At 49.9% G+C, this 23887-nt stretch carries 21 protein-coding genes; 15 read left to right on the top strand and 6 right to left on the bottom strand.

Annotated features, from left to right (window positions below; genetic code table 11):
* Nucleotides 1-23: 23 nt before the first annotated feature.
* Nucleotides 24-713 (bottom strand): proteobacterial dedicated sortase system response regulator, encoded by a 690-nt coding sequence (gene pdsR / locus ACJJIN_RS14975; RefSeq protein ID WP_108735148.1) that lies wholly within the window; start codon nt 711-713, stop codon nt 24-26.
* 211 nt (nt 714-924) lie between these two features.
* Entirely contained in the window at nt 925-1611 is a 687-nt protein-coding gene (locus ACJJIN_RS14970; protein ID WP_444895265.1) for an OmpA family protein, read from the bottom strand.
* Between the two features lie 104 nt (nt 1612-1715).
* Between ACJJIN_RS14970 and ACJJIN_RS14965 the strand changes: the two genes are divergently transcribed.
* The 7 genes from ACJJIN_RS14965 (at nt 1716) to ispH (ending at nt 9569) form a co-directional block, all read left to right on the top strand.
* Complete coding sequence (locus ACJJIN_RS14965) at nt 1716-1886, top strand: hypothetical protein (protein ID WP_444895264.1); 171 nt, start codon at nt 1716-1718, stop codon at nt 1884-1886.
* A 193-nt stretch (nt 1887-2079) separates the two neighbouring features.
* Nucleotides 2080-3690, top strand: coding sequence for a murein biosynthesis integral membrane protein MurJ (gene murJ, locus ACJJIN_RS14960; protein ID WP_108731696.1), 1611 nt, complete (start codon nt 2080-2082; stop codon nt 3688-3690).
* Between the two features lie 99 nt (nt 3691-3789).
* The gene (gene ribF / locus ACJJIN_RS14955; RefSeq protein WP_444895263.1) at nt 3790-4770 is read left to right on the top strand and encodes a bifunctional riboflavin kinase/FAD synthetase; all 981 of its coding nucleotides are present in this window, start codon (nt 3790-3792) and stop codon (nt 4768-4770) included.
* A 51-nt stretch (nt 4771-4821) separates the two neighbouring features.
* Complete coding sequence (gene ileS, locus ACJJIN_RS14950; RefSeq protein ID WP_444895262.1) at nt 4822-7626, top strand: isoleucine--tRNA ligase; 2805 nt, start codon at nt 4822-4824, stop codon at nt 7624-7626.
* Entirely contained in the window at nt 7619-8146 is a 528-nt protein-coding gene (gene lspA / locus ACJJIN_RS14945; protein ID WP_444895261.1) for a signal peptidase II, read from the top strand. Before ileS ends, lspA begins: the two co-directional genes overlap by 8 nt.
* A 6-nt stretch (nt 8147-8152) precedes the next feature.
* A complete protein-coding gene (locus ACJJIN_RS14940; RefSeq protein WP_282934364.1) occupies nt 8153-8593 on the top strand; it encodes an FKBP-type peptidyl-prolyl cis-trans isomerase in 441 nt (146 codons plus the stop codon).
* 43 nt (nt 8594-8636) lie between these two features.
* Nucleotides 8637-9569 carry a 4-hydroxy-3-methylbut-2-enyl diphosphate reductase gene (gene ispH, locus ACJJIN_RS14935; protein WP_444895260.1) on the top strand — a complete coding sequence of 311 codons (933 nt, stop codon included), beginning with the start codon at nt 8637-8639 and terminating at the stop codon, nt 9567-9569.
* Nucleotides 9570-9610: 41 nt separating this feature from the next.
* Here ispH and ACJJIN_RS14930 read toward each other — a convergent pair whose 3' ends face one another.
* Entirely contained in the window at nt 9611-10123 is a 513-nt protein-coding gene (locus ACJJIN_RS14930) for a GspH/FimT family pseudopilin (RefSeq protein ID WP_444895259.1), read from the bottom strand.
* A gap of 198 nt (nt 10124-10321) precedes the next feature.
* Here ACJJIN_RS14930 and ACJJIN_RS14925 point away from each other — a divergent pair, with 198 nt between their 5' ends.
* The 6 genes from ACJJIN_RS14925 to ACJJIN_RS14900 are packed head-to-tail and all read left to right on the top strand — an operon-like array spanning nt 10322 to nt 16939.
* On the top strand, nt 10322-10882 hold the full coding sequence (locus ACJJIN_RS14925) for a GspH/FimT family pseudopilin (protein WP_444895258.1): 561 nt from the start codon (nt 10322-10324) through the stop codon (nt 10880-10882).
* 10 nt (nt 10883-10892) lie between these two features.
* Nucleotides 10893-11330 carry a type IV pilus modification protein PilV gene (gene pilV, locus ACJJIN_RS14920; RefSeq protein ID WP_444895257.1) on the top strand — a complete coding sequence of 146 codons (438 nt, stop codon included), beginning with the start codon at nt 10893-10895 and terminating at the stop codon, nt 11328-11330.
* An 11-nt stretch (nt 11331-11341) separates the two neighbouring features.
* Entirely contained in the window at nt 11342-12391 is a 1050-nt protein-coding gene (locus ACJJIN_RS14915) for a PilW family protein (RefSeq protein ID WP_444895256.1), read from the top strand.
* 14 nt (nt 12392-12405) lie between these two features.
* Complete coding sequence (locus tag ACJJIN_RS14910) at nt 12406-12954, top strand: pilus assembly PilX family protein (RefSeq protein ID WP_444895255.1); 549 nt, start codon at nt 12406-12408, stop codon at nt 12952-12954.
* Between the two features lie 24 nt (nt 12955-12978).
* Complete coding sequence (locus tag ACJJIN_RS14905; RefSeq protein WP_444895254.1) at nt 12979-16503, top strand: pilus assembly protein; 3525 nt, start codon at nt 12979-12981, stop codon at nt 16501-16503.
* Nucleotides 16504-16516: 13 nt separating this feature from the next.
* A complete protein-coding gene (locus ACJJIN_RS14900) occupies nt 16517-16939 on the top strand; it encodes a type IV pilin protein (protein ID WP_444895253.1) in 423 nt (140 codons plus the stop codon).
* Between the two features lie 66 nt (nt 16940-17005).
* Here the strand turns inward: ACJJIN_RS14900 and ACJJIN_RS14895 are convergent, their stop codons facing one another.
* Nucleotides 17006-18397: a sigma-54-dependent transcriptional regulator gene (locus ACJJIN_RS14895; RefSeq protein ID WP_444898262.1), complete on the bottom strand. Its 1392-nt coding sequence runs from the start codon at nt 18395-18397 to the stop codon at nt 17006-17008.
* Between the two features lie 116 nt (nt 18398-18513).
* Nucleotides 18514-20094, bottom strand: a complete 1581-nt coding sequence (locus tag ACJJIN_RS14890) for a sensor histidine kinase (protein WP_444895252.1) — start codon at nt 20092-20094, stop codon at nt 18514-18516.
* Between the two features lie 92 nt (nt 20095-20186).
* Between ACJJIN_RS14890 and ACJJIN_RS14885 the strand changes: the two genes are divergently transcribed.
* Nucleotides 20187-21815 carry an NAD+ synthase gene (locus ACJJIN_RS14885; RefSeq protein ID WP_444895251.1) on the top strand — a complete coding sequence of 543 codons (1629 nt, stop codon included), beginning with the start codon at nt 20187-20189 and terminating at the stop codon, nt 21813-21815.
* A gap of 57 nt (nt 21816-21872) precedes the next feature.
* Here the strand turns inward: ACJJIN_RS14885 and ACJJIN_RS14880 are convergent, their stop codons facing one another.
* The gene (locus tag ACJJIN_RS14880) at nt 21873-22805 is read right to left on the bottom strand and encodes an outer membrane protein assembly factor BamD (protein WP_444895250.1); all 933 of its coding nucleotides are present in this window, start codon (nt 22803-22805) and stop codon (nt 21873-21875) included.
* 118 nt (nt 22806-22923) lie between these two features.
* Here ACJJIN_RS14880 and rluD point away from each other — a divergent pair, with 118 nt between their 5' ends.
* Complete coding sequence (gene rluD / locus ACJJIN_RS14875) at nt 22924-23877, top strand: 23S rRNA pseudouridine(1911/1915/1917) synthase RluD (RefSeq protein WP_444895249.1); 954 nt, start codon at nt 22924-22926, stop codon at nt 23875-23877.
* Nucleotides 23878-23887: the final 10 nt, after the last annotated feature.

Here is a 23887-nt window from a genome sequence, read left to right as displayed (position 1 = left end):
GAAATTGTTCGCCCGATGGCGGTTTACAGCTGCCAGCGATACCCCATGCCGTAGGCGGTTCCTATGGCATTAAACTCGGTGTCCAGCGCCTGGAATTTGCGCCTGATTCTTTTGACGTGAGAAGTGATGGTGTTGTCATCCAGCACTACGCGGGCCGCTTCCATAAGTTGGCTGCGGGATTTAACGTGACCGGGCCTTTTTGCCAGGGCGTGGACAATCCAGAATTCGGTCACGGTCAGGTCCACGGGTTGCTCATCCCAGTGGCAATGGAGCCTGGAAATATCCAGCCATAGTTTTCCCTGAGTTAAGCTCTCGCCTTCATCGTTTTGATCGCGCAGCACGCTAACGCGGCGCAGTAGGGCGTTAATTCGCGCCTGCATATGGGGTAGGGAGATATCCTTGGTGAGGTAATCATCAGCGCCCAGGCGCAGTCCGGAAATAATATCCAGCTCTGAGTCCCTGGCGGTGAGAAATAATATTGGCAGGCTCGGCGCCATAGCGCGCAATTCCCGGCAGAGCTCAAAACCGCCCTCCACCTCGCTGCCCAGGCCAACATCGATCACGGCCAGGTCCGGCAGCCGCTGGCGAAAAGCATCCATGGCCTCAATCCTGGCGCTGTATAAATCGACCCGGTAACCGTGGCGGCGCAGAGCATCGCGGTAGTTTTCTGCGATAGCGCGTTCATCTTCGACAATGGCGATGGTTGCACTCATGACAAATCCCGACTTAATTCCTTTCTGGCGGAGAATCATGCACGAAGTTGCAGGGGTTAGGCAAAAAGGCGGGCGCAAGGCGCCCGCAAATACAACAGGGTTTCTATCAGCTTGGAGTTGCGTGAGTGGATTTGCGATCCACTCACGCTTATGTAGTGCGGCTTGAAGGCGAAGGGATATGCGGATTTGTTGTCCGCCGTGCCCCTTTGACTCAGAAGTTTCCCGCCATGGACTCCGGAAGGGAGAAGCGGATGTCGACGCGGCGCTCCATGGCGTAGGCGTCTACATCGCCTCGGACTGCCTGGGAGTAAGTGGAGCCGAGTGCGCTGCGGCTGATTCTTGAGGCATCAACTCCCAGCGATACCAAAGCCTCTTCCACACTCAGGGCGCGTTGATCGGACAGTACATTGTTGTAGCCGTCGCTGCCGCGAGGATCTGCGTGTCCCTCCAGGTGAATTTGCAGGTGGGGGTGGCGCTTAAGGAAGTCAGCCATGGCACTCAGCTGATGCATTTGGCCCTCCTGAAGCTCGTCCTCCCCAGTGGTAAACAGCATTTGGAATTGCAGTGAATCCAGGGCCAGTTGGCTGGCGTCGTTCGCGGACAGTTGAGCCGCATCCAATTGCTGTGCCAGGTTGCCGAGCTCTGCACGGCTCTCTGTCAGTTGTGTTGCCAGCATATCTGCCTCGTCTGCTTGCTTGATCTGCTCTCCGAGCCAGGCTCCGCCGAGTGCTCCGGCGATAAAGCCAACGGGCCCACCCAATGCTGCACCGGCAATTGCAGAGCCGGTAAAGACTGAGGCCTGCTTGGCCGGAGTCAAATTGGATTCGTTTTGTTCCTTAGCGTGGGCTCCGGTGGCAATCAGAGAACCCAGGGCGACGGCCATCACTACTTTTTTCATTGTTCTGCTCCTTAGCGGCTTTTCTTACTCGTGTGGGCCTGTTCTGTTGTGGCCCGTTTGAGTGTTATTAAAAAGCTCCAAGGAGGCGCTGGCGTGGCGCAGCTATGACCAACTGCGGCTCAATTGTGGCGAAATATGGCGATCGCTCCGAAACCCAGCTCGGAAGCTGGAAGGGGCTGGGCGACCGCAGTTATAGCAGGGGATGGATGGACAGACGGGGCTGGGGCCATCAACAGCTGCTATGTACCGCACAATTGCCAGAACCAGGGCAATAATCAAAGCACTAATGGTCATCCCTTCTCTCCCCGCACCACCAGCTCCTTGGGTGGCGCGACTAGCTCGCTCTTAGTATAGGCTCGCGGTCCCGCAGTCGCAGGGCCTCAGCTCTGTAGAGGAGCCCATATATCCCCAGGTTTTGGGGTAGACTTGCCGGCCAACAAATTTCAATTTTCGCCAGGAGTCCGAGTTTTGTCGCAGTCATCCCCAGCTCAGGAACAGGCAGTCGAAAAATCTGGTGCTTCCAGATTGCTGCGGGGCAGTTCCGTTGTCGGTGCTGCCACTATGCTGTCGCGAGTGGCCGGGCTGGTTCGCGACGTGGCACTGGCCCGCTTTGCCGGTGCGGGCGATGCTGCCGATGCCTTTTTTGTCGCATTCAAGATTCCCAACTTTTTCCGCCGCTTATTTGCCGAAGGTGCATTTGCCCAGGCCTTTGTGCCGGTACTGGCCGAATACCGCCAAAAGGGCGGTAAGGCGGCTGCGCGAGAGTTAAATGACCGGGTTGCTGGCGCCCTTGGCGGCGTACTTTTGTTGGTTACTCTGTTTGGTGTTCTCTGCGCTCCACTAGTTACGGGTATTTTTGCTTTTGGTTGGTGGTGGGACGGCAGTGAGCGTGAGAAGTTCGATCTCGCTACCGATATGTTGCAGATCACCTTTCCCTATTTAATGCTGATTTCCCTGGCGGGATTTACCGGGGCAATACTCAATACTTTCGATCGTTTTGCGATTCCGGCGCTAACCCCGGTGATGCTCAACCTGGTTTTGATTGCTGCGGCGACTGTTGCTACCAGCTGGTTTGATCCGCAAATTATGGCGCTGGCCTGGGGCGTTTTTGTTGCGGGGGTGGTGCAGCTGCTGTTTCAACTGCCTTTTCTCGCTCGTGAAGGTTTGCTGCCTAGCCCTAAGTGGGATTGGCAGCACAAAGGAGTGCGTAAAATTTTACGCCTGATGGCGCCGGCGATTTTTGGGGTGTCAGTGACCCAGATCAGCCTGGTGATGGACACTCTGCTGGCTTCATTCCTGCCCAGCGGCAGTGTTTCCTGGCTCTATTTTTCCGACCGCCTCACCGAGCTGCCCTTGGGGGTGTTTGGGGTTGCAGTGGCAACGGTGATTCTGCCGAGCTTGTCGCGTCAGCACACCGACGGAGACCCCCGTCGGTTCCGTCATACCCTCGACTGGGCTTTGCGCAGTGTCACGCTAATTTCCCTGCCCGCTTCTGTAGCCTTGGTGGTACTGGCTGAGCCGCTCCTGACAACCCTTTTTCAGTATGGGCAGATGCAGCCGCGCGATATGCAAATGGCCGCCTGGTCCCTGCGCGCTTATGCCATGGGGCTGCTGGCGTTTATGCTGATTAAAGTGCTGGCGCCGGGCTATTTTGCTCGCCAGGATACCTATACCCCAGTGCGCTTTGGCTTAATTGCTATCTCGGCCAAAATGGTGTTGAGCCTGCTGTTTGTGATACCGCTTAACTACTACTTCAAACTCGGCCATATGGGCCTGGCACTGGCTACGGCTTGTCAGGCCGCTATTAACGCCTGGCTCCTCTATAAAGGCTTGCGTCGAGATGATGTCTATAAACCTGAGGCTGGGTGGGGCACTTACCTGGTAAGGTTGCTTCTGGCGAATTTGGCGATGGTTGCGATTTTGCTCGGGGCCCTGCACCTGTGGTCGCAGTGGAGTGAATGGGCCTGGTATGACCGCGCCTGGCGTATGGGGCTAATCGTAGCTGCTGGGGGAGCGACCTATCTGTCCGTTTTACTGGTTTCAGGATTGCGCCCCCGCCACTTCCGCGCCACAAGTTAGTTTATTAAGTGGGCATATCTGGATAAATATGGCCTCTGGCCGCCCAGTGGGAATCCGCTATACTGTGCGGCTCGATTTTATGAGGATGGGAAAATCGCTTTGGCCCAGGAGCGCGAACTAATTCGCGGGTTGCACAACCTGCGCCCCCGCCACCGGGGAAGCGTGGCGACAATCGGCTCGTTCGACGGTGTACACCTCGGTCACCAGGCGATTATTGCGCAGCTCAAGCAACGCGCGCAGGAACATGATCTGCCCTCGGTGGCGATTATCTTTGAGCCCCAGCCACATGAGTTCTTCTCTGGGGAAAGGGCGCCCGCGCGTCTGATGCGCTTTAAAGAGAAGGTATTGGCGCTATTTGATGCTGGTGCCGACCGGGTGCTGTGCCTGCAGTTTAACGAGAAACTGCGCAACCTGAGTGCCGATGCTTTTGTGCGCCGTATTCTGGTGGACGGCCTTGGAATCCGCCATTTGGTGGTGGGAGACGATTTCCGCTTCGGCTGTGATCGCAGTGGCGATTATCAACTTCTCCAGGGCGCCGGAGCCGAAAATGGATTCACGGTGGAAGACACGGCTACGCTTGAGGTTCGCGGAGCCCGGGTGAGCAGCACCCGCATCCGCGAAGCCTTGCAGCGGGGCGAATTTGAGTTGGCCGAGGCCTTACTCGGGCGCCCTTACAGTATTACCGGACGGGTTGCCCCCGGCCGCGCCTTGGGCCGGCAACTGGGTGCTCCCACAGCCAATGTGCGTTTGCACCGCTACCGCTCCCCGCTGGTTGGCGTTTACACCGTTCGCACCAAAGCCGCGAATGGAAGTGAACTCGCAGCTGGGCGGCCGGAAATTGACGGTGTTGCCAATGTGGGGTTTCGCCCGACAGTTGAGGGAGAGGGCGCCCGGCCACTACTGGAAGTCAACTTGTTTGATTTTGATGGCAACCTCTACGGGAAAGAACTAGCGGTAGAGTTTTGCCACAAACTTCGCAATGAAGAGAAGTTTGCCTCCCTGGAAATCCTCAAAGCCCGCATCGCTCAGGATATTGACGATGCTAAAGACTGGTTTGTGCAAAACCCCAAGGGACACTAACCGGTGTATAGACGATGAATTATTCTCTACTAGAGCTGAAGTAGACATCCAATGACTGATTATAAAGTGACCTTAAACCTGCCTGAGACCGACTTTCCTATGCGCGGCAATCTGCCCCAGCGCGAGCCGGCTATTTTAAAGAAGTGGCAGGAAACCAAGCTCTACGAAAAAATCCGCGAAGCGCGGGAGGGGCGCGAGCAGTTTATCCTGCACGACGGTCCTCCCTATGCCAACGGGGATATTCACATAGGTCACTCGGTCAACAAGATTCTCAAAGATATTATTATCAAGTCGAAAACCCTGAGCGGTTTTGACGCTCCCTATGTGCCTGGCTGGGACTGCCACGGCCTGCCGATTGAGCACCGCGTCGAGAAAAAGATTGGCAAGGCTGGCGCAAAGGTGGATCACAAAACTTTCCGCCAGAAGTGCCGCGAATACGCAGCCAAGCAGGTGGACGGACAGAAGAAAGGCTTTATTCGCCTGGGGGTGTTCGGTGAATGGGACAATCCCTACCGCACCATGGATTTCCAATTTGAAGGCGATATCATCCGAGCGCTTGGGCAAGTGGTCAAAAATGGCCATTTGGCACGGGGTTTCAAGCCTGTGTACTGGAGCGTTGTGGGCGGATCAGCTCTGGCGGAAGCGGAAGTGGAGTATCAGGATAAAACCTCCTACTCCATTTACGTTTGCTATCCGGCGACGGAAGAGACATCCCTGGCTATCGCCGATGCGGCAGGTGGATACGCGGGTGAAGGCCCCCTATCCGTTGTTATCTGGACCACAACCCCCTGGACGCTTCCTTCCAGCCAAGCGGTTTCTGTCAATGCTGAGCTGGAATATGTTGTGGTGCAAACGGCTGAGCGCCGATTGCTCGTTGCCGAAGCACTCAAGGATGCCGTATTGGAGAAGGCGGGGCTCGAAGGTGAAGTGGTAGGCCGTATTCGCGGTGCCGCCTTGGAGCACCTGAAGCTAAACCATCCTTTCTACGAGAAGCAATTGCCGATGATCCTCGGCGACCATGTCACCACTGATGCAGGTACAGGCTGTGTACACACTGCGCCGGACCATGGTCCCGATGACTTCCAGGTGGGCAAGCGCTACGGCATCGATACCCTGAACTATATCGATGACAATGGCGTATACCGCGATATGGTACCGCTGTTTGCCGGTGAACACGTCTACAAGGTGGACGACAAAATCGTGGCCCTGTTACAGGAGCGCGGAGTACTTCTGCACCAGGGTAAGATGGAGCACAGTTACCCCCACTGCTGGCGCACCAAGACGCCGCTTATTTACCGTGCGACTCCGCAGTGGTTTGTGAGCATGCAGCAGAATGACCTTCTGGAGAATGCACAGAAGGCAGCGGATGAAGTTCAGTGGATCCCCGGTTGGGGCAAGGCTCGTATCGATGCCATGCTCGATGGCAGTCCGGATTGGTGTATTTCCCGCCAGCGCACCTGGGGCGTGCCCATCGCTTTGTTTGTTCACAAAGAGACCCATGAAATCCACCCGGACACTCCCGCTTTGATGGACAAAGTGGCTGAAAAGGTCGACGCCGAGGGTATGGATGTTTGGTTTGACCTGGACCCGCAGGAACTCCTGGGAGGTGAGGCAGACCAATATCAAAAGGTGACCGACACCCTGGATGTCTGGTTCGATTCAGGTGTGACTCACTACGCCGTACTGGAGCGCCGCAACGGCCTGCGTTTCCCGGCAGATCTGTACCTTGAGGGCTCTGATCAGCACCGAGGCTGGTTCCAGTCTTCACTGAAGACCTCCATCGCTATCAACGATTGCGCCCCTTATAAGCAAGTGTTGACCCATGGTTTCACGGTAGATGCACAGGGACGGAAAATGTCCAAGTCCATCGGCAATACCGTTGCTCCACTGGATGTAATCAATAAGTTGGGTGCAGATGTATTGCGCCTTTGGGTTTCCGCCACAGACTTCAGTGGTGAAATGGCGGTTTCCGATGAGATCCTGAAACGCACAGCGGACTCTTACCGTCGCTTGCGCAATACGGCTCGTTTCTTCCTGTCCAACCTGGCTGGGTTTGACCCGGAAAAAGATTTGTTGCCGGAGAGTGAACTTCTGGCGCTGGATCGCTGGGCGCTGGATAAGGCTGCGCGTCTACAGGATGAAATTATCGCGGCTTACGATAACTACCAGTTCCACCAAATCTACCAGAAGTTACATAACTTCTGTGTCGTGGAAATGGGTGGCTTCTACCTGGATATCATCAAAGATCGCCAATACACCACTAAAGAGGACAGTACTGCACGCCGCTCTGCGCAAACTGCCCTCTATCATATTGTTCAGGCATTTGTTCGCTGGATTGCGCCTATCCTGAGCTTTACCGCAGAAGAACTGTGGCAGTTTATTCCCGGTGCCAAAGCGGACAGCATCTTTATTGAAGAATGGTATTCGCTGCCGAAGCTGCCAGCAGACTCGGTTAAAGGTGCGGAATATTGGGCCGCCATCGCCGAGGTAAAAACTGCGGTAAACAAGGTGCTTGAAGAGCAGCGTGGAGCTGGTGCTATTGGCGGCTCCCTGCAAGCGGCGGTGACTCTGTTCGCCGAGGATGACCTGCGTGAAAAGCTCTTGGAGCTCGAAGACGAGTTGCGCTTTGTTTTGATTTGCTCCTCCACTTCTGTACAGCCACTCAGCGATGCTGCCGGTGCAGAGTCCACAGAGCTGGAAGGATTGAAAGTCAGCGTAAGCAAAGTGGATCACCCCAAGTGTGCGCGCTGTTGGCATTACCGTGCCGATGTGGGTGTATCAGCAGAGTATCCAGACATTTGTGAGCGCTGCGTGGAAAACGTTTCTGGTGAAGGAGAAGTGAGGCACTATGCCTAGTTCCAACCCTGTTTGGGGGCATCCATGGCGCTGGTACTGGCTGGCGCTGGTGGTGGTTGTCCTCGATATCGCCAGCAAAGTCTGGGCCGTGGATATGTTTATGCACGGCCCATCAATGCAAATTATTCCCGGCTTGCTGCAATTTACTTATGCGGAAAACTACGGTGCCGCCTTTAGCTTCCTGTCTGATGCTGGGGGGTGGCAGCGGTGGTTTTTCGGAATTATTGCCTTTGTATTTAGCGTTGTTGTCAGTGTTTGGCTATGGCGCTTGCCGGCAACAAAGCGCTGGGAACCCTGTGCCCTGGCGCTAATTCTGGGGGGGGCCTTGGGCAACCTTTGGGATCGAGTGCTGCTGGGTTACGTAAGGGATTTTATTTCGGTCTATTACGGCAACTGGCACTTCCCGGTATTCAATGTTGCGGATATGGGAATTAGTATCGGCGCTGCAATGCTGGTTATTGAGCTACTTTTTTTTGCAGAAAAAGAAAGTGGCAAAGCAAAAAATAACGTGGAAGTCTAACGAACTATGAGTAATGCCGTTATCGGTGAACACTGCCGGGTGACACTGCACTTTAGCCTGAAATTGGATGATGGCACTGAGGTGGATTCAACCTTCAAAGGTGACCCAGCCTCTTTCAGTGTTGGCGATGGCAGTTTGCTGCCGGGCTTTGAAAAAGCGCTTTTTGGTTTAAAAGCGGGGGATGAAGCCGAGATCGAGATACCGCCGGAGATAGGATTTGGTCAGCGCAACCCGGAAAACCTGCAAAAGGTGCGCCGGGATACCTTTTCTCCCGATATGGAGCTGGAGCGCGGGTTGGTAGTCTCTTTTGACAATGGCAGCGGCGAACTCCCCGGAGTAATCAGTGAGATTGGTGAGGACGATGTTACTGTCGACTTTAACCATCCATTGGCCGGCCAAACGTTAAATTTCCATGTAAAAATTATTGCGGTGGATTCGATCCAATAGGGTCGGGGTCCCCCTTTGTCGCAAGTAGGGTGCTGAAGTAGACATGCAAATCCGAATGGCTAACCCCCGGGGCTTTTGTGCCGGTGTTGATCGGGCAATTGATATTGTGAATCGTGCCCTGGATGTATTTGGTGCGCCGATCTATGTCCGCCATGAGGTGGTGCACAATAAATTTGTGGTGGAAAGTCTGAAAGAGCGAGGTGCGGTCTTTGTCGATGAACTCGATGAAGTGCCCGATGATGTTATCGTTATCTTCAGTGCTCACGGTGTTTCAAAAGCTGTGCAGCGCGAAGCTGAAGAGCGCGGCCTGCGTGTATTCGATGCTACTTGCCCGCTGGTTACCAAGGTGCATATTGAAGTGAGTAAGTTCAGCACCGACGGTGCTGAATGCATACTTATCGGCCACGCCGGGCACCCGGAAGTGGAGGGCACAATGGGGCAGTATGACAACTCTGCTGGCGGTGCCATCTACCTGGTTGAAGACGAAGAGGATGTTGCGAAGTTAACTGTTAAAGACGAGAGTAATCTCGCCTATGTTACCCAAACAACACTATCCATGGATGATACCGCTCGAGTCATTGATGCCCTGAGAGTGCGCTTTCCTGAAATTCGTGGCCCCCGAAAAGATGATATCTGTTACGCAACCCAGAATCGCCAGGATGCGGTAAAGCAGCTGGCTCTGGAAAGTGACCTGGTCCTTGTTGTTGGTAGCCCGAATAGTTCTAACTCTAATCGCCTGCGTGAACTCGCTGAACGCTGTGGTGCTGCTGCCAAATTGATCGATGGTGCGGATGATATCGATGCGGATTGGCTTCAGGATAAGTTGGCCATAGGAATCACGGCAGGAGCCTCGGCACCGGAAGTTTTGGTACAAGGAGTGATTGGCCGACTGCAACAACTTGGTGCGAGCCTTCCTGAAGAAATGGATGGGCGAGCTGAAAATATACGATTTTCCCTGCCTAAAGAACTCAAATAATCAAAACTTCTCGCGCCTCCTTTCCCTTTGGTTTTAGGAGGCTAGGAGCATTGGCTTTGATTCGCCTGCTCGACTCTCAGGCGACCGCTGTGAAACAATATCAGGGCTAGGCCCTGTGATCCATCAAGGCTGCAAACATAGAGACTTCCCATTTGTAATGCGCCTTGAGGAGAGCCTGCCTTGCGACTTTCACCGGTTCCAATAAAGGAAATGTAATCTCTAAGTGGAGAGTTAGATAGAACCTGCACTTTATCTAATCTAGCCCCAGACATTACTAGAGTGTCTCTTTCACCGCGGGAACCGTCATTGTCGGCATCGACAAAAATCTCCCACCCAAGATCCCAGCTTCCTGAGTTACGCATAGTGACGCGCTGATTCTTCACAACAGCCGTATTTCTTGTTAGCTGTATAGCGCTAATTAGCTCCTCACCCGCAAGCTCTAACTGTGTTTTTTCAATAATCTGCGTAAAGCTTGGCAGACCGACAAATAGAAGTATGGATAAAATACAAAGTGTGATTAGTAGCTCAAGTAACGTAAATCCCCGCTGAGTCATGATTCCCTCCCGGGATTATTAGACGCAGGTCTCATTTAAATGACCATTGAATCTGCTGGAAAGGCCGTTAGTCGGTTTGATCTGGTTTGATAACGAAGTGAAATGCTACTTTCCCGACTATATCCACGGTCTTTTTCTCTTTCTAGATGTTTGGCGGTAAAGTGAACTCTGAATTATTGGCACAGGCGTTTGAAATAGATGCAGTTTAGAAACACAGATCCGGGAAATCTTCCCCGGAAGCAATATGGATTTACTCTGATAGAGATGATGACCACACTGGTGGTTTTATCTGTACTCATTGGTATTGCAGTCCCAAAGTTCACAGATATGATCAACAACAGCCGTTCAGTGGCTTTGGCTGAGGACTTTATAGGGGCCCTTAATTACTCGCGCTCGGAGGCCATTAGACGTGGGGAGAGGGTTTCTATCTGTGCGAGTACAAATGGGGCTAGCTGTGGAGCTGCAAATACTTGGGACCAGGGATGGATAGTATTTGTTGACAGCGCGGCTACCGATAAGGCTGGTACGCCCGTTGTCGATACAGTTTTAAGAGTGTGGGATGTTGATGATCCAGATGCTTCTATTACGGTTGATCAGGGTGCAGCTACAAATTTTATCCGCTACACAAGCCTGGGTACTCTAGGGCGCTTTACTGATACTACTATAGTTGCGAAAAACTCTAAATGTATTAGCAGTAACGCTAGAAGCATGACAGTTGGTGCAGCCGGCTTGATAACAGTAGCAAGAGCAGACTGCTAAAGGAGATGAGGTGAAATTATTAAATTCCCAGCGTGGAGTTGGATTAATCGAAGTTCTAGTAACCGTATTAATCCTTTCCACATCACTGCTTGGCTTGGCAGCGCTGCAAAACAAAGCGCTGCAATACAATCACAGTGCCTACATGCGCTCACAGGCGAATATTCTGGCTCAAGATGTATTTGAGCGTTTAAGGGCTAATCGTGAGAATTTATCAGACTATGAGATAGATGTTGATGATCCCACGCCAAGTTCGAGTTCAAACCGCGCTGATATTGATTTAGGTGAGTGGCGAAACTTATTGTCAGATCTCCTCCCGGCGGGTACGGGGGGAATTAGTTGTGATGTAAATGATGTGTGTACGGTAATTGTCCAGTGGGGGGAGGAGGATTCCACTGGCACTGGTGATGATGAAGGTACCAGTAGCTTTCAATATATGACAATAATTTAGTGGAAATTGTAATGTTTAAGCAGCGAGGAATCTCACTTGTTGAACTCATGGTATCTATTACCGTTGGTTTGATATTGATGGCTGGAGTGGTACAGCTTTTTTTGTCGAGTAAAGTCACATTCACTACCCAGCAGGCCATCGCTAGGGTGCAGGAAACTGGACGCCTTGCAATTGATTTTATGAGTGAAGATATACGTATGGCCGGTTTTCTCGGCTGTATGAATGCCGCGACCGGTGATTTTGAAAACATATTAAATGATAGCGAATCAACGCTTTATAATTTTGCTGATCCCGCAGAGGGAATCGATCACGACCAAGTCGATCCAAGCTATCCAAACCATTCCGGAGATTCGGATGTTTTGTTGTTGCGAAGCGCGAATGAGGCGGCTGTGGCAGTAACTGGCGCAACATCGAGAGATCGATTTTATATTGAAAATACCGAAGTCGAAAAAGATGGCTGCGATGAAGGTAAAGATAAATACAGCGGTATTTGTGCCAGTGATATTGCGATAATTGCCGATTGTACAAAAGCGCTAGCTTTCCAAGTGACTGGGTTTGATAGTGGAAGTAGGCCTGGGGAGGTTGGGCTATACCACTCAGATGCCGATGGCTTTACACCGGGAAATAAAAAGGGCTATGGAGTCTTTAACGAAAGTGAAAAAAACCAAGGCCATTATTTCGATCAAGATGCACAGGTTTTTGTAACAACCAGTACATTTTATTATATCGATAATGGTACCTCCGGTCGCCCAAGTTTGTTTCGAGAGATAAATGGTGAATCTCAAGAACTCTTAACTGGAGTTGAACAAATGCAGATCACTTACGGCTTGGATACTAATAACCCAGATGAGTTTAAGACCGCAAAAGAAATTTCCAGTAAAGGCTGGGAAAGATTAGTCAGTATTAGGGTGGAGTTATTGGTTTCCTCAGACGACGATAATGTACTTCAGGACACGCAGCTATACAGTTTCAATGGAGAGGAGGATCTCGATCCAGGCGATAGGCGCCTGCGCCAGGTCTTCACGAGTATTGTATCTCTCCGTAGCCGTAGTTTGCCGTAATTGGAGGTAGGGAAATGAAAGAAAGACCTTATGTTAAAAGCCTGCAACAGCAAGGTGGGGCAACATTGCTTGTTGGGCTGATTATTTTACTACTGATGACTTTTATCGGGCTGGCGGCGATTCGCGGAAGTGGTATGCAGGAGTTAATGGCCGGTAATATGCGCGATCGCCAGCTTGCATTCCAGGCGGCTGAAGCTGCATTGCGGGTTGCTGAAGTTAGGCTGGTAGAGGACTTTGACCGTTCGATAAGCCAGCTTTACGATGGAACTAATGTTGGATATGTTGAAGAAATGGACGGCTCTTCTGCGACTGAGTTTTGGCTGGATTATGACTGGGACAGCGTCTCGGTTTCGACTGATCTCGAACTCAGTGGGGTTGCCAGCCAGCCGGTTTATGTCGTCGAGAGATTTAAGGGGGCAAAGTGGAATGCTAATGACGGTGGCTGTATTGATCAGGCTTGCTTAGCTGGTGAAGAGCCGCCAGAGTACTACCGAATTACCAGTCGCGGTGTCGGCGGTAGCGATAGTACCGTAGTAATTCTCCAGTCTAATGCTGTTCGTTAATAATTTGCGCTTGGAATAATGATTATGATTAGTCTTGTAAAAAAATTAAAAAGCGCCTCGACAATTACGGCCGCATTTTTAAGTTTAGGAATATCACATAGTGCGGTATCTATTGATTTTTCCCAACAGCCACTGTTTTTAAGTACTTCTGTTGATCCAAATATTATGTTTATTTTGGATGACTCTGGATCAATGCAATTTGAAGTTACTCCCTCGGAAATTACCGACTATTTTTATGTTCCTGTACATAGAAGAGGTCGTACTTATAACGACTCTTATCCGGTCCGTTATACCTTTCCGCAGACTGAGGCTGGCAGTAGTAATTCTGCTGTGCGATTAACGCCCTGCCCTTACAATAGCTCTTCGACTTCCGGTTGTGATTATTGGAATGGCTCCAATGATAAACAGACAATAGCAAAATTTGACAGTGACAATAAATGGGCTGCCTATTATCGCTCTTCATACAATAACAAATCTTATTATGATCCGACTATTTTGTATCTTCCATGGGCTGAGGAGGATGAAAATGGCAATGAATTTTCTGATGCAAATCCTCAGAAGGCATATCACAATCCGTATGATACCTCTAAAGGCTGGCGCAACCTCACGGTAAATAATACGCAGAGTGCAAATTGTTGGATAAAAAATAGCGCTACTAAGGATTCAAGTAATTCATCAAGCAATCTGTGTGAGAGCGGAGACCTTACTTTCTATCCCGCTACCTATTTTAATTATAAAGGTACAGCTTCATCAGACGTTTATTTGTCTAGTAGCTATGATCGCATCCAAATTAAGAATGATGGAAGTACCTATGCGGGGGGCAGTGCGCGAACGGACTGTGCAGATTCAAGTGCTTGTACCTATGCAGAGGAAATTCAGAATTTTGCTAACTGGTATAGCTACCATCGCTCTCGTGTATTGATGTCCCGGGCAGGGATCGGACATGCTTTTTCAGCTCAAGGGGAGGGGTTGCGCGTAGGTTTTGGTACACTTAATACTGGTAGTAAAACTATTGATGGCTATAGCACTGATGTGGTCCTAGAGGGGGTGCGAACTTTTAAGGATACCGATAGAGAGAATTTCTTTGAGAGACTGTATGGAACAACGATTCCTTCAGAAGGGACTCCTTTATTAAACGCTCTGGAAGCAGCGGGTAAGTACTACAGTCGCACGGATAGCAGGGGGCCTTGGTCTTCAACACCTGGAGAAAGCGGTAGCACTAGTTCAGATATAGCCTGTAGATCCAGCTATACCATTCTGATGACAGATGGTTATGGTAATGATTATGGTAGTGACGAGGTTAGTTACTACGGCAATGTGGATGGAGCCTATGGCGCGCCATTCTCTGATTCATATGCGAATACATTGGCAGATATTGCCATGCATTATTGGAAAACTGACTTAAACACCAATCTATCAAATAGTGTAAACCAAGCTGAAGGAAGTATTGATACAGCCACCTGGCAACATATGGTGACTTTTGGGGTTGCGCTTGGAGTTACAGGCAACGTTGACCCGACTACCGCATTTAATGCGATTGATACCAGTACCGCTATTTCCTGGGGAGATCCAGATCCCAGTTATACAGACTCCAATATTAATGCAAATAAATTAGACGATCTATTACATGCCTCTCTGAATAGTCGTGGAGGTTTCTACAGCGCAAGTGATTCCAAAACTTTCGCCGATCAACTAACCGCAGTATTAAGTAATATTAGCGGGCGCGCTGGATCGTCATCAGCGGTTGCTGCCAACTCCACTCGCTTGGGAACTGATACATTGGTTTTCCAAGCGCTATTTGATTCAAACGACTGGAGTGGTGAAGTCAAAGCTTTTGCGATGGATACAGATGGAGACTTGAGCGATACCCCTAAGTGGAGTACCTCGTCCTCAGGGAAAATACCCACGTCGGGTCGAACGATACTCACCTATGATGGCTCCGACACAGTGAGTTTTACTTGGAATAATTTAACAGACAAACAAAAATCAGCCCTGATTGGAACTGATAGTGATTCTGTCGGTGAGGAGCGTTTGGAATGGCTGTGGGGTAAATCGATCTCAGGAATGCGTAGCCGAACTTATTTGTTGGGTGATGTTGTTAATAGCAGCCCAGCATTAGCGGATAATAAGGATATGTATTATTCGTCTCTACCCACTTACCTTGGTGGAGACAAATACGCTTCTTACTTATCAGATACTAAAGAAGCTCGCTCGAAAGAAATTCTCTATGTGAGTGCCAACGATGGAATGTTGCATGGGCTAAACTCTGCCACTGGTGTCGAGGAGTTTGCTTATATACCATCGGGCGCTTATGAAAAGTTGGCTGATTTAACAGAGACTGATTACGGCACTGAATCTAACCCCCATGAGTATATTGTGGATGGTCCCTTATATGTAAGCGATGCCTACTTTAAGAAGGGCGCCAGTGAGTCATGGCGGAATATTTTAGTGGGCACTTACGGTGCTGGATCAGAGGGCCTGTTTGTTCTTGATGTAACTAACCCATCGAGCCCAGAAGTTCTGTTTGAACTGGATAGTTCAGATGATGACAGTATAGGAAATATTATTGGGCAACCGCTTATTGCGCCTACACCAGCGGGCTGGAAGTTAATTTTTGGAAATGGATACAACTCCGATAATGATGCTGCTTCATTAGTGATTGTTGACTTGGCTGATCCGAGCGATATTGAAGTATTAGAGGCCGGTAGCTCAACCAATAACGGTTTGGCTGGGCCATCACTATTACCTGATATCTACGGAATAGTTAGAGCTGCATATGCAGGTGATATTTACGGCAATATGTGGAAGTTTGATCTAAGCAGTGAATCTGAGAGCAGTTGGAAGGTTGCATTTGGAAGCGATTCATCCCCCGAGCCCCTATTCACTGCAAATGATATTAATGGCCGCCCACAGCCTATCACCGCAGCGCCAGTGCTGGGAGCCAATTCGAAGGTGGATAATGCTATTATGGTGTACTTTGGTACCGGTAGTTATTTATCTTCAGCTGATGACGGGGAAGGGGATGTGGTCCATACTTTTTATGGCATTGTTGATAACGACACTAATATCACATCTACAGATAGGTCAGAGTTGTTTGAGAAAACTATCTCAGAGTCTTCTGGTTCGAGAACCATTAACGGGGATAGCGATACCTCTTGGTGGGATACTAAAAAGGGATGGTATTTAGATTTTGGGGCGGTTTCTGGATCTACTGTAAATGTAACAGGTGAAAGAATTATCAGTAAGCCCCTATTAATTCGAGATCGCTTAATTTTTCCGACTCTAACTCCATCTAAGGATCCTTGTGCTTACGGTGCAACAGGCTGGACTATGGAACTTATTGGGCTAGGCGATCCCAGGTTTGCAAATGAGAGTATCCTGGATGAGCCCAACACGAAAGAAGATAGCGCTACCATCGCTTTTTCTGATGTTATTATTGCAGGGAAAAAAGTATTTATCCCTTACTCAGATACGTCAGGCTCTCCTGTGGACTCATTTGATGGCGCTTTGGAGCGATTAAATGATCGTTTATCTTGGCGGCAACCATAAAGAGTAGCATTTTATGAAGAATTCTAGTTTGAGTATAAATTACGGATTTACGTTAATAGAAGTTTTGGTGGTTGTTGCAATAATTGGAATCTTAGGGGCAATTGCTTACCCCTCCTATATGGATTCTGTTAGGAAAAGTAATCGTGCAGAGGCTAAAACTGAACTAAATGATGTGGCGCAGCGTTTACAACGTTGCTTTACGGCTTTTAGCGCTTATGATGATGCTAACTGTTCTGTTGCCGGTGAAATATCTAATGGGAATACCCTATCAACGGAAAATGACCTTTATTCTATTTCGGGTGTTCTAACGGCGACAACCTATACATTGACGGCAGCGCCTCAGTCGGGCTCGGTTCAAGCGGGTGACAGTAGCTGTGCTAGTTTTACTTTAACTCAGGCAGGTGTAAAAAGTGCTAGTAGTGGAGACTGTTGGTAATTTTTTGTGAAATTATAAGATAAATATTGAGTAGCTCTTTTTTATGGAGCTACTCAATCTAGCAGGTTAGGTTTCTAGACCTAATTTCTTTAGTCGATATCGAAGTGAGCGAAAGCTGATTCCAAGGCGCTCTGCTGCCGCAGTTCTATTCCATCTTGTCTTGCTTAGTGCGCTCTCTATAACTTCTTTTTCTATCTCTTGTAGATATTCATCAATCGTTGTGTATTGAGAGGACTCAAATAACTGTCGTGAAGGAGCAGGCATGACGGGGAACTGGCTAAGCTCAGAGAGCTCTTTTGTTGATGCCGTATTTTGATCAAGCTTAAGGTCTGACTCTTTAATTTCTCTCTTTTCGCATAAAGTGAAAGCCCTTTCGAGAATATTTTCTAGCTGCCTAACATTTCCTGGAAAATGAAATTTTTGAAGGGCTAACATTGCTTGAGGATGTATTTTCGGCCGGGGTAGGCCGGACTTCCGTGCAATTCTTTGCATGAAAGCTTGTGCAAGAACAGGAATATCTTCAACACGATCACGTAGTGGAGGTATAGAGATCTCTATAACATTGATTCGATAGTAGAGGTCGCTACGAAAGCGCCCTTCTGCCACTTCAGTAGCTAGATTTTTATGAGTCGCGCTCAGAATACGAATGTCAATAGGGATTTCCTGGTTTGCGCCAATAGGACGAACAGATTTTTCTTGTATAACCCTAAGTAGCTTGACTTGCATATCCAGGGGAAGGTCAGCGATTTCATCGAGAAACAGACTTCCTCCCTCTGCACTTTGAAGTAAGCCGACCTTGTCCTTATAAGCGCCAGTAAAGCTACCTTTTCGATGCCCAAAAAACTCACTTTCTACTAATTCTTTTGGAATCGCTCCGCAATTAATCGGGACAAAAGGCTTATCAGCTCTGGCTCCGTGCTGATGGATGGATCGAGCTGCAAGCTCTTTCCCCGATCCGGATTCACCGCTGATAAATATAGGTGCATCACTGCGTGCAACTTTTGCCAGTTGATTCCTTAGTATACGCATGTTACCAGCATCACCCAATAACAACTCTGTGTCACTTTGGGTTAACTCGTCGCTTTGTTGATGATTCAACCGGAGGGCCAGTTGAGCAAGATTCCTTAAGCGCTCTAAATCAACAGGTTTACTAACAAAGTCAAATGCGCCCAGCTTCAATGCTTTGATTGCACTATCCATATTCCCGTGAGCGGTTATGACCGCTATAGGCAGATGTGTCTCGACAACTTGCTGAATGTATTCAACCAGTTGTAAGCCATCGCCATCAGGAAGTCGTAAATCTGTGAGGCAAAATTGATAGCTATGGTTGTGTAGCAGTTCCTTTGCTTGTGCGAGCGTGCCTGCACTGTGACAGTCCACATCCATTCGCTTAAGTGTTAGGCTAATTAAGTTACAAATATCTGGTTCGTCGTCAACAACCAGTGCCAGAGGTCGCATTATTTCTTTGTCTTTTCTTGTTGCGGTGAAATTATTTGGCGGCTTACTAACTGAAATTATGTCAGAAATCTCTATAGCATAATGGCTCATAGGTCGAAAAAAATCTATGAGCCAGATCAAGTAACTTCTTCACAGTTGGAAAATTCAATCCTAAAACAACTTTTGTTATCACTACTCCGGCAGTGATAGAGGGTAAGGTTGTTGGCTTCACATAGCTCGCGCGCGATATATAGGCCCAGTCCACTGCCGTTTTTTTCTGTTGTGAAAAATGGCTCAAATATTTTATTGAGAACCTCTTCAGGTACACCCTTACCAAGATCTTTGATCTCTAAAACTGTATTCCTGCGCTCCATATTGTAGTAAGCACTAATAGAGGCATGGCCCACTCCTGTAGCTAGTTTTGAGTGTTCCAAGGCGTTCTCTGTTAAGTTGGTGACTACTTGTGACAATTGTGCGGAGTCAAAATATACCAGTGGCACCTGCCCTATAGCGTCCAACTCGACGAGGTCATCCGCTTTCCCGGCATTGAAGTCTACTAAGAATTGCTTGAGCCAAGCCCCCAGCTCATATTTTTGGGCTGAGTGGGCGCGCTTTCGTGAAAGCTGCATTACGTTTTCAACAATCTGATTGATGCGCTGGCTTTGGCGACAAATTATGTCTGTTAATTGGTGGTCCTCTTCTTTTAATTCTGGGGACTCCGATAGTAGCTGTGCGGCGTGCTTGATTGCCGCTAAGGGGTTACGTATTTCGTGAGCAATTGAAGCTGTTAGTTGGCCCAGGGAGGCGAGTTTGAGCTTTTGGGCTGCCTCTGCCAGCTTCCGGTTGTCCTCCACAAAAACTAATGTGCTATGACCCGTGTCATGCTGTAATTCTGAAAAATTTGCATGAAGCTCGTCCCCATTTTTTGCGGGGATAAGCACATTATTTTGACTCTTATGACTGCGCCACTCCCTAACCTTTTGTCTCAGCTCTGCATGGTAGTCATGCGCTGTATCAATTTGGTTTTCTAGCAATCTTCTTGCTGATTTATTGATCAGTTCTGGCTTGAAAGAAGGGCCTAAAACCAATACACCGGTATTCATTCTTTCAATGATTTCTTGAGCCAGGCGTTGAAGGTGCGCAGCCTGGCGGCTTTGTTTGTCTGCGCGAATATTAGCTTTACGAATACGTTCCGATAGGTACTGGATGGCACTTACGGTTACAAATAGTAGTAAACCTAGTCCGCCTGCAGACACAATCTCCTGGCTAGAACCCGATTCAGTTAGTAAATGGTAAAGCTGGAGCGCGATAACACCCAAGCTAGCAATGGCCGCAAAAAATGCACTGAGGCGCTTATCAAGTAGGATGGCACCGATTGAACAACTGATAAGCAGTAAATAACCGAGTCCAGAGTTTAGCCCTCCACTAGCCTCGATCAACAACAAGAAAACCAGAATGTCACAGCCCAAAATAATCCCGACTTGGCTGCTATTTGTCTGGTAAGCCTTCTGGCGCAAAAATAGTAACCACGCCACATTCAGAAGGGCATAGGAAGACGTTGTATATATAAATAGTGTTGGCAAGTACGTGCCAAGTGAGCCTCCACCTATGTCGGAGTAGAATACTCCTAGCAGAACTAGGGCTATTGCTACTCGGTAAATTGCGCTTATGCGCAAAAGCTCATGGTGTTGTTGGGGGGATGTCTGGGAACTGCTCACTGTAGATGCCCGGTATTCTTGTAGTGGTGAGCCGCTGCTGTTGTTACCCCGATGGGGTTACAATAGCGGCCTGTCTTGTCCGAGGTTCAACGATGTCTACTTTGCAGTTAGTGCTGGCACAAATCAATTCCCTGGTGGGAGATATTCCAGGGAATACCAAGCAGGTGATAGAAATTGCGCGCCGAGCGTACCAGGAACTGGGTGCTGACTTGGTACTTTTCCCGGAGCTGACCCTGTGCGGCTACTCTCCTGAAGACTTGTTGTTGCGCCCCAGTATGCAGATTCGTATTGATGCGGCATTGGATCAGCTCAAAGCTGCAGAACTGCCCTGCGCCATTGTTGTGGGTTACCCCAAGTTGCTCGATGGCGTTATGTTCAATATGGCGGGGGTAATAGTTGAGGGAGAGTTAATCGCAGAATATTCCAAACAGAAGCTGCCTAACTATCAGGTCTTTGATGAAAAGCGTTACTTCAAACCGGGTAAATCTCCCTGTGTAGTGCATATCAAGGGAGTTCCTGTTGGACTGAGTGTTTGTGAGGATATTTGGTTTCCAGAGCCTATCAAGCAGTCAGTCGATGCTGGAGCCAAGTTGATTCTCAACATCAATGCATCACCTTTCCATCGGGGCAAGGCTCAACAGAGGTTGGAATTGGTTTCCAGGCAGGCAAAGAATGCCGGGGTCCCCATTGCCTATGTAAACTGGTGCGGTGGTCAGGACGAGCTGGTTTTTGACGGTGGCTCAATCGTTGTTGACGCCGAGGGAGAGGTATGTGCCAGGGCTGAGGAGTTTACAGAGCAGTTGTTGCCAGCTTCCATATCTTTGCAGGGACAGGATTTGACGGTACTCCCTGGGAAAATTGCTCCTCCTCGCAGCGATTTGGCTTCCGTGTACCAAGCCTTGGTACTCGGGGTGCGCGACTACGTTAATAAAAATGGTTTTAATGGTGTTGTACTGGGGTTGTCGGGTGGAATCGACTCAGCTCTGACATTGGCAGTTGCGGTCGATGCGTTGGGCAAAGAGCGTGTTGAGGCGGTAATGATGCCGTTTCGCTATACCTCGGATCTGAGTAAAGGCGATGCGGCCGATCAAGCGGAAAGAATGGGGGTTCACTATCGGGAAATTAGTATCGAGCCCATCTTTGATTCGTTTATGGGCGCTCTCGCTGAAGAATTTGTTGGCAGTGAGAGGGATACCACTGAGGAGAACCTGCAGGCCCGCTCTCGTGGTGTCCTTTTGATGGCTATCTCCAATAAGAAGGGCGCGATGGTCCTGACCACCGGTAACAAGAGTGAGATGGCCGTTGGTTACGCAACCTTATACGGGGATATGGTAGGCGGATTTAATGCCCTGAAGGATGTTCCCAAAGTATTGGTATTCGAGCTGGCCCGTTACCGCAACACAATTTCTGAAGTGATTCCTGAAACGGTCATTACTCGCCCCCCCAGTGCTGAGCTGGCCCCGGACCAGGTGGATTCTGACAGCCTTCCGCCTTACGAGATCCTGGATCAAATTCTCAATCTCTATGTTGATCAAGACCACAGCGCTGAGGAAATCATTCAGCGTGGCTTCCAGAGAGAGGATGTAGAGCGTGTGGTCAGGTTAGTGGGACGCAATGAGTACAAGAGGCGCCAAGCAGCCATCGGGGTGCGTATTTCTGAACGCGGATTTGGAAGGGATCGTCGTTATCCCATCACCAATGGCTGGAAGCTGGGAGACTAGCTATCCTGAAAATAGAAACGGCGCCGAATGGCGCCGTTTCTATTTTCAAGTGATAAGTTACAGAAGCTCTGGAGGCAGGGGAGTCTCGTCCCGGTTGTATTCGGGATTATAGAGTTCCCGGCTGTCAAAGCCCCGCGGGTCAGATTTTTCAAACAGGCCCAGGGTAACCCTGTGCACCAGACTGCGGCCGCTCGGACCTTTGTAAAAGTCGTAGTTGAAAGTGCCGTCTTCGTTAAAAGCGGGGTGCTTTGGATAGTTATTGCGCAGTACATCCAGGGCATTAGCCTCGAGATCTTGCATTTCCATCAAATGGTAACCTTGAACCATAACTGCCAGGGCATCGGGAATTGCGGGTGTCTGCTGGAAGTTTTCCACAATGTAGCGGCCACGATTGGCTGCTGCGAGGTAGGCGCCGCGCTTAAAGTAGTAGTTAGCCACGTGAACTTCATAGCGAGCCAGCAGGTTACGCAAATGGATCATGCGCTTTTGCGCGTCTGGAGCGTAGCGGCTCTCAGGGTAGCGGGCCATTAACTGGGAGAAATAAGCGAATGACTCTCGAGCCGATCCTGGGTCGCGACTGGTCAAGTCGGTAGGCATAAAGCGCTCGAACAGGCCTGTGCCCTCAGTAAAGGAGGACAGGCCCTTCATATAGTAGGCGTAGTCGACATTGCGGTGCTGGGGGTGTAGGCGGATAAAGCGGTCTGCAGCGGCGATAGCAGCATCGTTTTCATAGTTGCGGTAGTAGGCATAGATCAGCTCAAGCTGAGCCTGTTCCGCGTAGTTGCCGAATGGGAAATTGTCTTCCAGGGCTCGCAGGTTTCTGATGGCAAGATCCCACTGGCTGGTTCGCAGCTGTCGCTGGGCCATCTCGTAGTATGCCTGCTCTGTACGTGAACCTGTGGGTAGGCCCACTTCCGAATCATCTGTGTTGGCGCAGGCAACCAATATTGCGGACACCAAGGCCAGCCACAGCATTTTCCAGGTCTGCATAGCCCCTCGCTCTATCATTCTTACACTCTACCTTATTAAACTACCCACCAGTATTAACCTGGCGCGTCGGACATTTAACCACAGTCGCGGAGCTGCCCAAAGTATTTGCAATTGATTGATGATTGAACACCTAAAACTAGATATCCAAGTTCCTGCCAATATGGCTGGTCGACGCTTAGACCAGGCCGCAGCCGAATTAATTCCCGATTTTTCGCGCGCGCGCCTCCAATCGTGGATCAAAGGCGGTCAGCTCACCTTAAACGGAGCCCCAGCTAAGGCCAAGGAAAAGCTCTTTGGCGGCGAGCTTATCCAGCTTCGCGCAGAGCTGGAACCCCAAGGTAGCTGGGCTGCCCAGGACCTCGACCTCAATATTATGTACGAAGATGACAGCCTGATGGTGGTCAATAAGCCCGCGGGCCTCGTAGTCCACCCCGCTGCCGGTAACCCCGACGGCACTCTGCTCAATGGCCTGCTTTACCACAATCCAGCACAGGAGCTGATACCCCGAGCCGGTATTGTTCACCGGCTGGATAAGGACACCAGTGGCCTGATGGTTGTGGCTAAGACTTTGGCCGCTCAGACCCATCTCGTGGATCAATTAAAGCAGAGAACGGTGAGTCGACAGTATGATGCCTTGGTCCAAGGATATATCACCACTGCGGGTCGTGTTGATGCGCCCATCGGTCGGCATCGTCAAAATCGTCTCAAGATGGCTGTTTTGGACTTTGGCGGCAAAGAGGCGATCACTCATTATCGTGTACAGGAGCGTTACAGCGCTTACACGCTCTTACGCTGCAAGCTGGAAACCGGTCGTACTCATCAGATTCGGGTACACATGGCCCATATCAGGCACCCGCTCGTGGGAGATCCACTCTACGGAGGCCGCCCAAAGTTGCCTCCAGAGGCCTCGGCAGACCTTGTTGAAGCTCTCCAGAGCTTCCCTCGGCAGGCTCTGCATGCGGCTGAACTAGCTCTAGTACATCCCACTAGTGGACAGGACATGCATTGGTGTGCGCCAATGCCTGCTGACATGCAAGCACTGCTCGATCAGTTGCGCGCTGATGAGCCCTGAAGTACCGGTT

This window comes from Microbulbifer maximicatervae (SeqCode) (genome assembly GCF_052467505.1).
Note: the sequence above shows the minus strand (reverse complement) of the source record. Positions and strands in the feature narration are given on the sequence as shown.

What these genes read in the sequence shown, in the direction of transcription:
- pdsR (WP_108735148.1), bottom strand. Translation starts at nt 713, where the DNA reads ATGAGTGCAACCATCGCCATTGTCGAAGATGAACGCGCTATCGCAGAA.
- ACJJIN_RS14970 (WP_444895265.1), bottom strand. Translation starts at nt 1,611, where the DNA reads ATGAAAAAAGTAGTGATGGCCGTCGCCCTGGGTTCTCTGATTGCCACC.
- ACJJIN_RS14965 (WP_444895264.1), top strand. Translation starts at nt 1,716, where the DNA reads ATGACCAACTGCGGCTCAATTGTGGCGAAATATGGCGATCGCTCCGAA.
- ileS (WP_444895262.1), top strand. Translation starts at nt 4,822, where the DNA reads ATGACTGATTATAAAGTGACCTTAAACCTGCCTGAGACCGACTTTCCT.
- lspA (WP_444895261.1), top strand. Translation starts at nt 7,619, where the DNA reads ATGCCTAGTTCCAACCCTGTTTGGGGGCATCCATGGCGCTGGTACTGG.
- ACJJIN_RS14940 (WP_282934364.1), top strand. Translation starts at nt 8,153, where the DNA reads ATGAGTAATGCCGTTATCGGTGAACACTGCCGGGTGACACTGCACTTT.
- ispH (WP_444895260.1), top strand. Translation starts at nt 8,637, where the DNA reads ATGCAAATCCGAATGGCTAACCCCCGGGGCTTTTGTGCCGGTGTTGAT.
- ACJJIN_RS14930 (WP_444895259.1), bottom strand. Translation starts at nt 10,123, where the DNA reads ATGACTCAGCGGGGATTTACGTTACTTGAGCTACTAATCACACTTTGT.
- ACJJIN_RS14925 (WP_444895258.1), top strand. Translation starts at nt 10,322, where the DNA reads ATGCAGTTTAGAAACACAGATCCGGGAAATCTTCCCCGGAAGCAATAT.
- ACJJIN_RS14915 (WP_444895256.1), top strand. Translation starts at nt 11,342, where the DNA reads ATGTTTAAGCAGCGAGGAATCTCACTTGTTGAACTCATGGTATCTATT.
- ACJJIN_RS14910 (WP_444895255.1), top strand. Translation starts at nt 12,406, where the DNA reads ATGAAAGAAAGACCTTATGTTAAAAGCCTGCAACAGCAAGGTGGGGCA.
- ACJJIN_RS14905 (WP_444895254.1), top strand. Translation starts at nt 12,979, where the DNA reads ATGATTAGTCTTGTAAAAAAATTAAAAAGCGCCTCGACAATTACGGCC.
- ACJJIN_RS14900 (WP_444895253.1), top strand. Translation starts at nt 16,517, where the DNA reads ATGAAGAATTCTAGTTTGAGTATAAATTACGGATTTACGTTAATAGAA.
- ACJJIN_RS14895 (WP_444898262.1), bottom strand. Translation starts at nt 18,397, where the DNA reads ATGCGACCTCTGGCACTGGTTGTTGACGACGAACCAGATATTTGTAAC.
- ACJJIN_RS14885 (WP_444895251.1), top strand. Translation starts at nt 20,187, where the DNA reads ATGTCTACTTTGCAGTTAGTGCTGGCACAAATCAATTCCCTGGTGGGA.
- ACJJIN_RS14880 (WP_444895250.1), bottom strand. Translation starts at nt 22,805, where the DNA reads ATGCAGACCTGGAAAATGCTGTGGCTGGCCTTGGTGTCCGCAATATTG.
- rluD (WP_444895249.1), top strand. Translation starts at nt 22,924, where the DNA reads ATGATTGAACACCTAAAACTAGATATCCAAGTTCCTGCCAATATGGCT.